This window comes from Actinomycetospora corticicola (assembly GCF_013409505.1).
In the GTDB taxonomy this organism is placed as follows: Bacteria; Actinomycetota; Actinomycetes; order Mycobacteriales; family Pseudonocardiaceae; genus Actinomycetospora; species Actinomycetospora corticicola.
The window spans coordinates 5,544,545-5,558,119 of the sequence record NZ_JACCBN010000001.1 but is presented as its reverse complement, the minus strand read 5'-3'; the positions used below and the strand labels follow the sequence as shown (position 1 = coordinate 5,558,119).

Here is a 13,575-nt window from a genome sequence, read left to right as displayed (position 1 = left end):
CCGGGCCGGGACGCGAGCGGTCACGCGGTGCTGTGTGCCGTGGTCCCCGCCGCCACGACGATGCCGCAGCCGGGTGAGTTCCCGTCGACCACCGTCTCTCGCCGGAGCGACCACGCGGTGATCAGGTGACGACGACTCGCCCGACACGGGGCCACGTGACGGTGAACGGACGGTGTCGGTGCCCCCGGTGGGGTTCGAACCCACACTGCGGCGATTTTAAGTCGCCTGCCTCTGCCGATTGGGCTACAGGGGCCGTGCCGCGCTCAGTCTCGCAGGCCCGCGGCCCGGGCGGCACCGGCCAGGACCTCCTCCAGCATCGCCGGGGTGAGGCGTCCCGTGAAGGTGTTCTGCTGGCTCACGTGGTAGCAGCCGAACAGCTGCAGCGGGTCGCGGTCCGGACGACGGGACGCGAGCTCGACCCGCACCGCGTGCCCGAACCGCGGGCGCGGCCGCGGGACGACCCACCCCTCGTCGAGCACGGGCAGGAGGGCCTGCCACCCGAAGCCGCCGAGGACGACGACGGCGCGGACCCCGGTGAGCAGGGCGAGCTCGCGCTCGAGGAACGGCCGGCAGGTGTCCCGCTCGGCCGGGGTGGGCTTGTTCTCCGGCGGGGCGCAGCGGACCGGCGCGACGATCCGGACCCCGTCGAGCTCCAGCCCGTCGCCCGGCCACGTCGCGGTCGGCTGGGACGCGAGCCCGACCGCGTGCAGTGCGGCGTAGAGCACGTCGCCCGAGCGGTCACCGGTGAACATCCGGCCGGTGCGGTTGGCGCCGTGCGCCGCGGGGGCGAGGCCCACGATCGCGAGGCGGGCGTCGGCCGGCCCGAACCCGGGCACCGGACGGCCCCAGTAGGTCTGGTCGCGGAAGGCCGCCCGCTTCTCGCGGGCGACCCGTTCCCGCCACTCGACGAGCCGGGGGCAGGCCCGGCAGTCGCTGATCTCCCGGTCGAGGACCGCGAGCGGCGTGGTCACTGGGCCCGGCTCGCCCGCGCACACTCCCGGGCGATGCCGTCGAGGATGTCGTGCTCGGAGACCACGAGCTCGGTGACACCGGCCCGCTCGGCCAGTTCCTCGGCCAACACCCGCACCACGATCGAGCCGCCGCCGATGACGTCCACCCGCCCCGGGTGCATCGGTCCGAGCGCGGCGCGCTCCGAGCGCGGCATCGACTCCAGGCGCAGGCAGGTCTCGCGGACCTCGTCGAGCCCGAGCCGCGCCAGGTGGATCTTCTCCGGCGCGTAGCTGCGCAGGCCCATCGCGACGGCGGCGATCGTCGTCGCGGTGCCCGCCACGGCCACCCAGGTCTGGATGTCGGCCAGGTCGACCGCCTCGAACGCCGGGGCGAGGGTCTCCCGGGTGAACGCCTCGGCCTCGGCGACCTGCGCGGCCGACGGCGGGTCGTCGTGCAGGACCTTCTCGGTGAGCCGCACGCACCCGACGTTCGCCGAGTACGCCGCCGCCACCTCGGCCGCGACGGCGTCCCACGTCCCGGCGACCAGCTCGGTCGAGCCGCCCCCGACGTCCGCGACGACGGCCGGGCCCTCGTCGGGGTCGAGGTCGGCGACGGCGCCGGCGAACGACAGCCGCGCCTCCTCCTCGCCGGTGATCACCTCGGCGTCGACCCCGAGGATCTCGCGCACCATCGTGAAGAACTCGTCGCGGTTCTCGGCGTCGCGCGTGGCGGAGGTGGCGCAGAGACGCACGGTGGTGGTCGAGGTGCGGCGCAGCATCTCGCCGTAGGCGAGCAGCGCCTCCTTCGTCCGGGCGAGCGACTCGGACGCGATCCGGTGGGTGGCGTCCACCCCCTGGCCGAGGCGGTTGACGCGCATCTCGCGGTGCACGTCGACGAGCCACTGTGAACCGTCCTCGCGGATGGTCACGTCGGCGACGAGCAGGCGGATCGAATTGGTCCCGCAGTCGATGGCCGCGACGCGCGGCATGGGCGCTCCCTCCGGCGGATGGTCGCGCGTGAGGGTACGGCGCGCCGCGGTCCCGCGCGGGGGGAGGTGGTGCGCGGACCGGCTACCGGGAGGCGGACGGCGGGTGTCGCCTCCCGGCAGCCGGTCCTGGCACCCGCGGGGTCCGGCGGAGAACCCCGCGGTCCGGTGGGCCGTCCGCACCACCGGAGAACCGGGTCGCCGTGTCGGCGACGACACCATCGTCGCGCGTCGGATGCGCCCACGGCAATCCGGAACCGGTTCCGACACCGTCCCGTGGCGGCGGATCACCCGTGTCGTTGGTCCTGCACGACGCTGCGTGCCGCCCGGCGTCTCCCGAGGTGTCCGGAGATCCCGTCCCGTGGACGCGCCCGGTCACCCCTCCGGGTCGACCGCCACGCAGGGCCCGGGCGCCCACCACGCCGGCAGCAGCGCCAGCGCCTCGTCCCCGGCCGGATTCACCCCGGGTCCGGCCGCCAGCGTGTGCGCGACGTGGACGTGCAGGCACTTCACCCGCTCCGGCATCCCGCCGGCGCTGACGTCGGTGCCGAGCGGCTCGATCGCGTCCCGCTCGGCGAGGTAGGTCTCGTGCGCGGCCCGGTAGGCGGCGGCGAACTCCGGGTCGGTGGCGAGCCGGTCCTGCTGCTCGCGCATCAGTCCCTCGGCCTCCAGCGACCCGATGCGCGACGTCAGGCGCGGGCAGGTCGCGTAGTAGAGGGTCGGGAACGGCGTGCCGTCCTCGAGCCGGGGGGCGGTGACCACCGTGTCGGGCAGCCCGCACGGGCAGCGGTGCGCGATGGCGCGCAGGCCGCGCGGGGCGCGACCGATCTGGGCGGCGACCGCCTCGCGGTCGCCCTCTGCGACGGGTTCCATGCTCTTTCTCGACGCCGGGCTCAGGGCTGGGTGGTGGAGGTCCCGAGGGTCCCCCGGGCCACGCGGGTGTACCAGGGCAGGTCGGCCTCGGACGGTGCGATCGGGGCGTCCCTGTCGGCGGTCCGCCCCGCGTCGCCGGGCAGCTCCACGCGGTAGGGCGTCTCCCCCGGCCGAGCGTAGCCGAGCCGGGCGCGGGCGAGCGCCTCGACGTGGGCCGGGTCGTCCATCGCCGCCCGCTCGCCCCGCAGCTGCGCGGCCTGCTCGTCGAGGCGCTGCTGCTGCGCGGCGACCGCGGCGAGCTCGTGGCGCTGCGAGACGTAGTTGCGCAACGGGACGGCGACGGTCAGCGCGAGCGCACAGACCACCACCGCGAGCAGCGCCGCCCGCCGCGCCGTCGACAGGCCGAGGGCACCGCGGGTGGCGTGGACGGCCCGCGCCGCGGCCTGGGCCGCCGCCGGGGTGTTCTTCCCGCGCCCGGAGAGCGGGTGCCGCCGCAGCGCCGCCCGCTGCGGGTCCCGGCGCGGACCCTGGCGGGCGCGCTGGCGCCCGCGCGACCGACCGGCACCCGCCCCCGTCGTCGGGACGGATCCCGTCGACGGGTGGTCGGGCGCGGTGGCGGCCATCGGGGGCCTCAGGCCTCCGGGTCGAAGCGCGGGAAGGCGAGGTCGCCGGCGTAGCGGGCCGCGTCGCCGAGCGCCTCCTCGATGCGCAGCAGCTGGTTGTACTTGGCGACGCGCTCGGAGCGGGCCGGGGCACCGGTCTTGATCTGGCCGCAGTTCGTGGCGACGGCCAGGTCGGCGATCGTGGTGTCCTCGGTCTCGCCGGAGCGGTGGCTCATCATCGAGCGGTAGCCGTACTGGCCGGCGAGGCTCATCGCGTCGAGCGTCTCGGACAGCGTGCCGATCTGGTTGACCTTGACCAGCAGCGCGTTCGCGGCGCGGCGCTCGATGCCCTCCTCGAGGCGCTCGATGTTGGTGACGAAGAGGTCGTCGCCGACGATCTGGACGCGGTCGCCGACGTCGGCGGTCATCCGCGCCCAGCCCTCCCAGTCGTTCTCGTCGAGCGGGTCCTCGATCGACACCAGCGGGTACGCGGCGATCAGCTCCGCGTAGTAGGAGCTCATCTGCGCCGCGGAGCGCTTCTGGCCCTCGAAGGTGTAGGTGCCGTCGGAGAAGAGCTCGCTCGCGGCGACGTCGAGGGCGAGGACCACGTCGCGGCCGAGGGTCAGGCCGGCCTGGCCGACGGCGGTCGCGATGAGGTCGAGCGCCTCGCGGTTGGTGGACAGGGCCGGCGCGAAGCCGCCCTCGTCGCCGAGCCCGGTCGACAGACCGTTCTTCTTCAGCACCGACTTCAGCGCCTGGTAGACCTCGGCGCCCCAGCGCAGGGCCTCGCGGAAGGTCTCGGCGCCGATCGGGGCGACCATGAACTCCTGGATGTCCACCCCGGAATCGGCGTGGGCGCCGCCGTTGAGGATGTTCATCATCGGTACGGGCAGCACGTGGGCGTTCGGCCCGCCGATGTAGCGGAACAGGTCGAGCTCGGCGGACTCCGCGGCCGCGCGGGCGACCGCGAGGGACACGCCCAGCAGCGCGTTCGCGCCGAGGCGGGACTTGTCGGGGGTGCCGTCGAGGTCGATCAGCTTCTGGTCGACGACCCGCTGCTCGGTGGCGTCCATCCCGACGATGCCGGGGCCGATCTCGTCCAGCACGCCCGCCACGGCCTTCTCGACACCCTTGCCGAGGTAGCGGCCCTTGTCGCCGTCGCGGAGCTCCACGGCCTCGTGCTCGCCGGTGCTCGCGCCGCTCGGCACGGCCGCCCGCGTGAGGGTGCCGTCGTCGAGGGCGACCTCGACCTCGACCGTCGGGGTTCCCCGGGAGTCGAGGATCTCCCGCGCGCCGACCTGCTCGATGACCGCCACGGGTTCCGCCTCCAGGATCTGTTCGACATCGGTGGCCGGGCGCCGACTCTAACCGCACCTCGTCCGTGATCGAGGTGCGCCACGCAGCGTCACACCTCGGGGGGCCCCGGTTCAGCCCTCGCGTCGACGGCGTTCGGGTCCTACCGTGCGGGAATGTCGACGGAGCGCTGGGCGGGAGATTCCCTTCAATCCGGTGTCACCGCCTTCCGGCGGGCGGAGCAGCTGCTCGACGACCGACGCCCCCTCGACGCGCTCAAGGCGCTCGGCACGCTGCCCGAGACCGAGGACGAGAACGCGTCGGTCCAGCTCCTCGCCGCGCGGGCCTACCTCGCGTCGGCCCAGCTGTGGCGGGCCGAGTCCGCGTTCCTGCGGGTCCTCGAGCTCGACCCGGCCGACCACTACGCGCGCTTCGCCCTCGGCCGGTGCCTGCAGCGCCAGTCCCGCCTCCCCGAGGCGCGGGCGCAGCTGCGGATGGCCGCCGCGATGGATCCGCGCCCGGAGTACCAGGAGGCCCTCGGCGAGGTGAGCGCCTCCATCGCCCTGCGCCGCGGGGCGTAGCGCCCTCCCCTCCCCCGGTGGCCCCTCCCCCGGTGGCCCCTCCCCCGGTGGCAGGAAAGCGTCGTTGCTGTCGTCCAGTGGCAGGAACGCCACATCGTCGGGACGGACGGCGGGGCTACGGCGACGTGCTGTTGGCGTACGCCTGGGCCGCGGCGTAGACCCGGCGGCCGTACTCGTCGGAGAAGTTGTACGAGAGCACCGCGTCGCGCCAGCCCTCGCCCGTGGCCAGGTCACGGTTGCCGGCGCAGAGGTAGCGGCCGGCGGTGAAGGCGGCGTCGTAGATGTTGTTCGCATCGGCCAGGCCGTCGCCGTTGCCGTCCGAGCCCCACCGCGCCCAGGTGGACTCGATGAACTGCATCGGTCCCTCGGCGCGGTCGTAGGTGCCGTCGCTGCCGGCGATCGCCCGGTTCCCGCTGGTGCCGTCGAGCGGGACACCGATGATCGGGGGCGACACCGAGCCGTTCGGCGCGATCGTGGCGCCCCGGTAGCGACCGTGGTTGGACTCGATGCGGCCGAGCCCCGCGAGGGTCACCCAGCTCAGGTGGCAGCCCGGGTCGAGCTTGCGCATCGCCAGGTCCGCCATGCCGTAGGCCTGCAGGGCGATCGGCGGGATGTTCGTCCGCGGCGCCAGCCCGTTCGCCCAGGCCGAGATGGTCGGCGCCCGTCCGGGCGCCGCTGCGCCCGCGGTGCCGGGGAGCAGGGCCGACGGCGGGGCGATCGCGTTCGGCTGCCCGACGGTGTTGAGGTCGACCTGCGCCGGCGCCACCTCGAGCGCCGGGATCTCCTCGGACGCGGCGTCCGTGCGGCCGAACTGGCTGCGCTGCTGGAGCACCACCACCGTCCCGACGACCGCGGCCACCAGCACGAGCACCAGCGCCAGCCGCCCGAGCGCGGCGGTGTGTTTCTTCGGCGGTTCCTTCGGCGTGCTCGGTGCTGGTGGCCCGCCGACGGGGGGCGGCAGATCGGCTCCCGACGGCGGGGAGGGCGTTCCCGTCGGGCGCGGGGTGGGGGTCGGGCGGGGCCCGGGCGTGGGCCGCGGGCGGCCCGTCGTGGTGCCTGGCGTGACGGCCGGCGAGGTGACCGACGTGGTGGCCGCGTCGGGCTGGTCGCCGGGACGCCACGGTGACGCCTCCGGGTCCGGAGGAGTCGTGGTGCTCCGGGCGGGGGCTGCCGCGGCGGCGGGTGCCGTCGGGACCCGGAGCCCCCGGGACCGTCGGCGTGGGCGGGTGTCGGTCGCCTGGTCCGGGGCGGTGGCGGCGAGGGCCTCCGCCGGGGAGCCGTCGACGGTCGCGGGCGCCGGTGGCGGGCCGGGCGGCGGGCCGGCGGGAGCGACTCCGTCGGGGCCCTCCGCGGGCGCCGTCGCGGCGAGCGCGGCCGCCGGGGTCGCGGCCGGCAGGGGCGCGTCCGCGGGACCGGCGTCGAACCACCCGACCGCCGCCGACCCCGCCGGGCCGCGCGACCCGGCGTCGGGAAGGGCGAGGCGTTCGGTGTCCACGTCGAACCGGGGGCCCGGGGAGGGACGGCGCAGGGGCGCGGTGACGTCGTCGGGCTCGCCGTCCTCGTCGGACGGGCCCGCTCCGCGGTGGGAGTCGACGCTCGTGCTCATCGACGGGAAGGTTACGGCCCGGTCACCGCGGCCCGTCCGCGGGCCGACGATGTGGCGTCCCTGGCCCTGGATGACAGCAACGACGCTTTCCTGCCACAGGGGTGAGGTCACGCCTCCAGCAGGGACTGACCCCAGTACGCGCCGTCGCCCAGGCCCGCGGGGCAGGCGAAGACCGCGGACCCGGTGTGCTCGATGTACTCCATCATCCGGTCGTGCCGGGCCAGCGCGCTCTGCATGGGCACGAACTGCCGCTGCGGGTCGCGCATGAAGGCGAGGAAGAAGAGGCCCGCGTCGAGATGGCCCGCGCCGTCGCTGCCGTCGACGAAGTTGTAGCCGCGGCGGAGGATCCGCACGCCCCCGAGGGAGGAGGCGGAGGCGAGCCGGATGTGCGCGTCGTCCGCGATCAGCGGGGAGCCGAGGTCGACCGGCGCGAACTCGTCGGTGGCGCCCATCGGGGCGCCGGTCCCCTTGGTCCGGCCGGTGAGCGACTCCTGCTCGGTGAGCGAGGTCCGGTCCCAGGTCTCGACGTGCATCCGGATGCGGCGCGCGACGAGGTAGGTGCCGCCCGCCATCCAGGCCGCACCGTCGGTCGGGGCGGCCCACACGTGCTCGTCGAGCGCGGCGGTGTCCTCGGCCTTGAGGTTGTTGGTGCCGTCCTTGAAGCCGAACAGGTTCCGATGGGTCTGCTGGGTGGTCGAGGTCGACGAGGTGCGACCGAACCCGAGCTGGGACCAGCGCACCGCCGTCGTCCCGAAACCCATCCGGACGAGGTTGCGCACGGCGTGCACGGCGACCTGCGGGTCGTCGGCGCACGCCTGGATGCAGAGGTCCCCGCCGGACAGCGCCGGGTCGAGCTGGTCGCGCTGGAACGGCGGCAGATCGGCGAGCGCGGCCGGGCGGGGGATGCCGAGCTTGTCGAGCAGGGAACCACCGACGCCGAAGGTCAGCGTGAGCGACGCGGCCGGGAGGTCGAGGGCCTCGCCGGTGTCGGTCGGGGGCGCGGCCGGGTTCCGGTTGACCGCGCCGCCGGGCGCGGCCTCGGCGCCCGCCGTCATGCGCTCGGCCGCGGTGGTCCAGCGCTTGAGCAGGGCCACGACGGCCTGCCGCAGGATCGGACCGGTGGCGGTGACGTCGAGGGCGACGAAGTGCAGCCGGTCCTGGGCCGGGGTGATGATCCCGGCCTGGTGGACCCCGCGGAACGGCACGATCGCCTGGGCCGGCGGGTCGGGCTCCGCCGCGCTCCCGGCGAGGTAGCCCCCGGCGACCCCGGCGCCGACGAGGGCGGTCCCGGCGCCGGCCGCCCCGAGCAGCCGGCGCCGGGTGAAACCGCGCAGACTCATGCCGCGATGATCCCCGCGACCTGGCTGACCGGCTCGCTGACGCCGTCCACGGCCTCGGTCATCTTCTTCGTGTCGTCGGGCGTGAGCTCGGTGTAGAGCTTGAAGCCGTCGCCGGAGCGGTAGTTCTCCAGCAGCGCGTCGAGCGCCGCGAACCGCTGGTCGAGGGTCTGGCCGAGCACGGGGTCACGCTGGTCGATCACCGGGCGCAGCGCGGCGACCGCGGCCTGCGAGCCGTCGACGTTGGCGCGGAAGTCCCAGAGGTCGGTGTGCGAGTACCGGTCCTCCTCGCCCGTGACCTTGCCGGTGGCCACCTCGTCGAGCAGCTCCTTCGCGCCGTTGGCCAGCTGCAGCGGGGTGAGCGACACGGTGCCGACCCGGCCCTGGAGGTCGCGCACGTCGGCCATCAGACGGTCGGCCATGGCGGCCGAATCGGGCTGCAGCCCGGTGACCCAGAGGTCCTTCTCCAGGCGGTGGTAGCCGGTGAACTCGACGCCCGGGTCGCGCTCGTCGTCCTCGCGGCCGTCGATCTTCGGGTCGATGTCGCCGAAGGACTCCGCGACCGGCTCGATGCGCTCCCAGTAGGTGCGGCTGACCGGGTAGAGCGCCTGCGCGGCCGGGACGTCGCCGCGCTTGATCGCCTCGGTGAACTCGCCGGTCTTCGCGACCAGCGCCTCGGTCTGCGAGGTCGTGTACCGCTGGTAGCCCTGCACCGCGGCCGCGAGCGCCGCGTCGCCCTCGACGGCCGCCGCGGCGTTGCCGGTGACGGTGAACGGGGCGCGGATGCCGTCGCCGACCATGCCCGGCTTGCAGGCGGTCGTGTAGGTGCCGCCCTGCGGGACCTCGACGGTGAGCGGGCGGGTGAGGCCCGGCCCGATGTTCTCGACCTCGCCGATGATCCGGTCGCCCGCGCCGTAGACGTAGAACTCGGTCACCTTCGACCCGGCGTTGCGGATCGTGAACGAGATCGTGCCGGCGGGCGCGGTCGCGCTGGACAGGTCGCAGGCCGTGTCGCTCGCGGAGACCGTGATGGGGCCGGGCTGCCCGGGCGCGCCCTGCGGGGTCGCGGTGCTGGTGCAGCCGCCGACGACGACGACGGCGGCGAGGCTCGCGGCGAGCGCCGCGAGGACGGGACGTGCGGACACGGTTCTCCTGTCGTACTGGGTGTGCAGGGGTTTCAGACCGCGCTGGCGGCGGGCGCGTCGGACCGCGGCGGCACCGCGCGGCGCACCGGGCGCAGGAAGAGGGTGAGGACGACCGCCACGTAGGCGACCCAGACGACCGCCTCGAGGACGGTGGTCTGCGGGGAGAAGTTGAAGACGCCCTTGAGCAGGGTCCCGTACCAGGAGTCGGCCGGGACGGCGTCGCTCACGTCGAACGCGAGCGTGTAGAGGCCGGGCAGGATGCCGGCCTCCTGCAGGTCGTGGACCCCGTAGGCGAGGATGCCCGCCGCCACGAACACCAGCAGGACGCCGGTGACGGAGAAGAAGCGGCCCATGTTCAGGCTCAGCGCGCCGCGGTAGATCAGGTAGGCGATCACGACGGACACGGCGATCCCGATGAGGAAGCCGATCAGCGGGCCCGTCGTCGAGCCTGCGGCCTGGACCGCGGCGAAGAAGAAGATCGCGGTCTCGAGACCCTCGCGGCCGACCGCCAGGGCCGCCATCACGACGACGGCCACGGGGCCCATCGCGATGGCCTTCTCCAGGCCGCCCCGCAGCTCGCTCGAGATCGACCGGGCGGCCTTGCGCATCCAGAAGATCATCCAGGTGACGAAGCCGACCGCGATGATCGAGAGCCCGCCGCCGAAGGCCTCCTGGGCCTCGAACGTGAGGGCCTGCTCGGTCAGCGTGAGGACGAGGACGACTCCGATGCTCACCGCGATCGCGGCCCCGACGCCGAGCCACACGCGGGGCAGTTCACGACGACGGTCGGTCTGCACCAGGAAGGCCACGAGGATGCTGACCACCAGCGAGGCCTCGAGGCCCTCACGCAGCCCGATCAGGGCGTTGCCCAGCATGTCCGTCCTCACGTTCGCAGTGCTCGAAGGTGAGGTGAGGCTAGCCTTCACGATCTGGCGACGGAAGCACCAGGGTTGACCGTCACTTCACGTCGTCGACCCGCTGCAGAGCGCGACGCCAGAAACCGACATCCCGGGACGAACCGGCCTCCGTGGCCTCCAGCGCACGCACGCGGTCGGCGAACGCGACGGCGGCCGCCCGCAGCTCACCCTCCGGGTCGCCCCCGGGTCCGGCGGCCGCGACGACGGCGCGGGCGACCGCGGAGTCGGTCGCCGCGAGCGTCGCGAGGACGTCGTCGGGCATCCCGGCGCGCCGGGCCCGGCTCACGTACTTGGCCAGCAGGGCGGCGCCGGGCTGGGCCAGGGCGACCCCGTCGAGCACCGACTCCCGCTGCTTCTCGGCGGCCTTGAGCTCCTCCCAGCGGCGGTCCTGGTCGCTCGCCGTGGCCACCGTCTCGCCGTCCGCGAAGACGTGCGGGTGGCGCCCGACGAGCTTGGCCACCAGCTCGGCCGCCACGTCGTCGACGTCGAAGCCGGTGCCGTCCCGGCCCTCGGCCGCCACCCGGGAGTGGAACAGCACCTGGAGCAGCACGTCGCCGAGCTCCTCGCGCGTGGCGGCCACGTCCCCGGCCGCGAGCGCGTCGTAGAGCTCGTAGGTCTCCTCCACGAGGTAGCGCAGCAGGCTCTCGTGGGTCTGCTCGGCGTCCCACGGACAGCCGCCGGGCGAGCGCAGCCGGTCCATCACGGCGACCGCCTCGAGCAGCTCCGCCCCCGACGGCGCCTGCGGGTCGCGCTCCGCGACGAGCACGACCGCCCCGGCCGGCCCCGACCCCCTATCGGCGTACTCAGCTGCATTGTCGGGAGTCAGCGGGGTCGCCCCCAGGTCGGCGGCGAACCGGGCCGCGACCGGCTCCGGCAGGGACGGGTCGAGCAGCACCGCGGATGCGGCCGCGACGAGGCGGACCGCGCTCGCGGGGAGGACCGCCCCGAGCCGGGGGTCGACGGGGACCGTGGTCCGGGGCGGGTGGGTCACGGGGCGGTGGTGAAGGTGACGCCCGGCGCGACCGGGGTGATCGTGCCCGCGGCGGAGGGCGGGGCGACGACCCGGACCTGCGTCGGGTCCCACGTGCCGTACCGGGGGTTGACCTGCACGCCGAGCTCGGCGGCGACGGGCTGGATCGCCCGCAGGCCGAACTGCGTCATCGTGCGGGTGTCGACGAGCGTCGCCGGGACGGTGTCGCCGGTCGGCGCCGGCGCGTTCAGCGACCGGTCCCGCACGCGGACGACGGTCCACGGCTGCGTGGTCGGGTCCGGCGTCGCCGCCCCCGGGGTGGAGTCCTGCTGCGGCGCGGAGATGCTCACCGTGCGGCCGGGCAGGCCGAACAGCAGCGACGAGGCGGTACGGACCTGCTCCCCGGGCTGGGTGGTGCCGGGCCGCAGCGTGGTGCCGACGATCCGGGCCTGGGCGGGGAGCGTGGCCAGCGGACCGATCCCGGGCTCGGCGGCGAGCTGGGCGGCGGCCTGCTGGGCGGCGGCCTTGTCCGCGAAGGTGCCGACGTCGACGGTCACCTGCAGCCGGTCGAACTGCCGCCGCCCGATCTCGGCGACCGCGATCTGGTCGAAGATCAGCTGGCGAAGCGTGTCGAGGTCGTACCCCGCGGCCGTCGCGGCCTGCACACCGCCGGCCGCCTCGACCCGCTGTTCCACCAGCGCGGGGTCGACGACGACGCCCTCGCGGCGGCTCGCCTCGAGGACCACCTCGTGGAGGATCGCGGTGGTCAGCAGGTCCCGGCTCTGGCTCGCGAGGGTGGTCGCGTCGAGGCCGGAGGACTGCCGTCCGTCCTGCTGCGCCTGCTCCTGGACCGCCTGCGCGAGCAGGGGCGCCGCGGTGCGCAGCCGCTGGTCGACGAGGTCGGTGGAGATCGTCGCGTTCCCGACGACGGCCGCCGTCCCGGCCCCCACCTGGGGCCCGGAGGTGGAGCAGGCCGTGAGGGCGGTCAGCGCGATCGCGGCAGCGGTCACGGCAGGGAGGATCCGGCGCAGCACGCGCGACACCTTCTCATGGTCACCCGACCCCGACGCGTGCCATCCACTCCTGCGCTGCCCCGATCGGGTCGTCCGGGTGCGCGGCGAGGGCGACCGCGAGCAGCAACCGGGTCTGCCACGGAGAGAGGTCCCCGGCGAACAGCGCGCCCGCGCGCGCCAGCTCGGCGCCGCCACCGGCGTAGAGCCCGGCGACCGGGCCGGAACCCGTCCGGCTCGCCACCGCCACCGGGATGCCCCGGTCGAGCAGCTCCCGCGCCTTCCCGACGACGGGTGGGGTCGCGTTGCCCGCGCCGAACGCGGCAATGACGACGCCCCGTGCCCCGGCGTCGGCGGCCGCGGTGATGGCGTGGTCGTCGGCGCCGACGTACTGCGCGACGACGTCCACGCGCGGCAGCCCCGACGGCGGGTCGGCGAGACCGGTGGGCGGGGCGACCGCGTGCTCGCGGACCCGGTCGCCGTCGACGCTCGCGAGCGGGCCGCGCCCCGGCGCCGCGAACGCGGTGAGGGCCTCGGCGTCGACCTTGCGGACACCGACCGCGGGGAACACGTGCCCGGCGAACGTGACAGTCACCCCGGGCCGCCCGTGCGCGGCCCAGCGCAGGGCGGCCGCGAGGTTCGTCGGGCCGTCCGGCGCCGGGTCGTCGAACGGCCGCTGGGCGCCGGTGATCGTGACCGGGGTGGCGCCGTCGTGGGTGAGCGCGAGCAGCGCGGCGGTCTCCTCGAGGGTGTCGGTGCCGTGGGTGACGACGACGCCGTCGGCGGAGGCGCAGGTCTCGCGGACCGTGCGGGCGAGGGCGGCGAGCTCGTCGAGGGTGGCGGCGAAGCTCAACCGGCCCGCCGCGTCGACGGGCGTGACGTCGAGGTCGGTCTGCGTCGTGGCGAGCAGGTCGGCAGCGGTCGCCGACACCGCGCGGCCGTCGGCCGTGCCGCGGGTCGCGATGGTACCGCCGGTGGCCAGGAGGGCGAGTCGGGTCACGCGGGCGACCCTAGGCGGGGATCACTCCGCGGGTGGTGCATCGACCGGCGCCGGCGCGGGAAGCCGGACCCGTGAGTAGCGACGACCGTCCCGACACCCCGTTCGAGAAGCGCCCGACCACCGACGAGAAGACCCCCGGCGGCCGCAGCCGGATCCCGGTAGGCGCGATCCTCGGCGGCTTCCTCGCCGTGCTGGTGATCCTGGCGGCGGTGCTGTTCCTCGGCGCGTCCTGCAGCGCCGGCGGCGGCAACGGCCAGACCACCGGCACCGTGCTCCTGCTCCCCGTCGGCGGGCCCTGACCCGCC

Annotated in this window: 14 protein-coding genes and 1 tRNA gene; 2 read left to right on the top strand and 13 right to left on the bottom strand. The window is 75.2% G+C overall.

Annotated elements, in window-relative coordinates:
• Positions 1 to 179: 179 nt before the first annotated feature.
• From BJ983_RS27055 to eno, 6 genes are all read right to left on the bottom strand, one after another.
• Positions 180 to 253, bottom strand: a tRNA-Leu gene (locus BJ983_RS27055).
• Between the two features lie 10 nt (positions 254 to 263).
• Complete coding sequence (locus BJ983_RS27050) at positions 264 to 971, bottom strand: uracil-DNA glycosylase family protein (RefSeq protein WP_179796647.1); 708 nt, start codon at positions 969 to 971, stop codon at positions 264 to 266.
• Complete coding sequence (locus BJ983_RS27045) at positions 968 to 1,939, bottom strand: Ppx/GppA phosphatase family protein (protein ID WP_179796646.1); 972 nt, start codon at positions 1,937 to 1,939, stop codon at positions 968 to 970. Before BJ983_RS27045 ends, BJ983_RS27050 begins: the two co-directional genes overlap by 4 nt.
• Before the next feature lie 372 nt (positions 1,940 to 2,311).
• Entirely contained in the window at positions 2,312 to 2,809 is a 498-nt protein-coding gene (locus BJ983_RS27040; protein WP_179796645.1) for a DUF501 domain-containing protein, read from the bottom strand.
• 20 nt (positions 2,810 to 2,829) lie between these two features.
• A complete protein-coding gene (locus BJ983_RS31295; RefSeq protein ID WP_246325667.1) occupies positions 2,830 to 3,432 on the bottom strand; it encodes an FtsB family cell division protein in 603 nt (200 codons plus the stop codon).
• 8 nt (positions 3,433 to 3,440) lie between these two features.
• Positions 3,441 to 4,727 carry a phosphopyruvate hydratase gene (eno, locus tag BJ983_RS27030; RefSeq protein ID WP_179796644.1) on the bottom strand — a complete coding sequence of 429 codons (1,287 nt, stop codon included), beginning with the start codon at positions 4,725 to 4,727 and terminating at the stop codon, positions 3,441 to 3,443.
• 153 nt (positions 4,728 to 4,880) lie between these two features.
• On the opposite strand from eno, the gene BJ983_RS27025 reads away from it, so the two are divergent.
• Positions 4,881 to 5,285, top strand: coding sequence for a tetratricopeptide repeat protein (locus tag BJ983_RS27025; protein WP_179796643.1), 405 nt, complete (start codon positions 4,881 to 4,883; stop codon positions 5,283 to 5,285).
• Between the two features lie 115 nt (positions 5,286 to 5,400).
• On the opposite strand, the gene BJ983_RS31290 is transcribed toward BJ983_RS27025, so the two are convergent.
• The 7 genes from BJ983_RS31290 to BJ983_RS26990 form a co-directional block, all read right to left on the bottom strand.
• Positions 5,401 to 6,891 (bottom strand): lytic transglycosylase domain-containing protein, encoded by a 1,491-nt coding sequence (locus BJ983_RS31290; RefSeq protein WP_246325666.1) that lies wholly within the window; start codon positions 6,889 to 6,891, stop codon positions 5,401 to 5,403.
• Between the two features lie 107 nt (positions 6,892 to 6,998).
• The gene (gene efeB / locus BJ983_RS27015) at positions 6,999 to 8,231 is read right to left on the bottom strand and encodes an iron uptake transporter deferrochelatase/peroxidase subunit (RefSeq protein WP_179796642.1); all 1,233 of its coding nucleotides are present in this window, start codon (positions 8,229 to 8,231) and stop codon (positions 6,999 to 7,001) included.
• Entirely contained in the window at positions 8,228 to 9,373 is a 1,146-nt protein-coding gene (efeO, locus tag BJ983_RS27010; RefSeq protein WP_179796641.1) for an iron uptake system protein EfeO, read from the bottom strand. Before efeO ends, efeB begins: the two co-directional genes overlap by 4 nt.
• Positions 9,374 to 9,405: 32 nt before the next feature.
• Positions 9,406 to 10,248, bottom strand: coding sequence for an iron uptake transporter permease EfeU (gene efeU / locus BJ983_RS27005; protein WP_179796640.1), 843 nt, complete (start codon positions 10,246 to 10,248; stop codon positions 9,406 to 9,408).
• 82 nt (positions 10,249 to 10,330) lie between these two features.
• On the bottom strand, positions 10,331 to 11,281 hold the full coding sequence (locus BJ983_RS27000; protein WP_343054372.1) for a nucleoside triphosphate pyrophosphohydrolase: 951 nt from the start codon (positions 11,279 to 11,281) through the stop codon (positions 10,331 to 10,333).
• A complete protein-coding gene (locus BJ983_RS26995; RefSeq protein ID WP_179796639.1) occupies positions 11,278 to 12,270 on the bottom strand; it encodes a hypothetical protein in 993 nt (330 codons plus the stop codon). Before BJ983_RS26995 ends, BJ983_RS27000 begins: the two co-directional genes overlap by 4 nt.
• A gap of 43 nt (positions 12,271 to 12,313) precedes the next feature.
• On the bottom strand, positions 12,314 to 13,270 hold the full coding sequence (locus BJ983_RS26990; protein ID WP_179796638.1) for an asparaginase domain-containing protein: 957 nt from the start codon (positions 13,268 to 13,270) through the stop codon (positions 12,314 to 12,316).
• 71 nt (positions 13,271 to 13,341) lie between these two features.
• Between BJ983_RS26990 and BJ983_RS26985 the strand changes: the two genes are divergently transcribed.
• Positions 13,342 to 13,569, top strand: a complete 228-nt coding sequence (locus BJ983_RS26985) for a hypothetical protein (protein WP_179796637.1) — start codon at positions 13,342 to 13,344, stop codon at positions 13,567 to 13,569.
• Positions 13,570 to 13,575 lie beyond the last annotated feature (6 nt).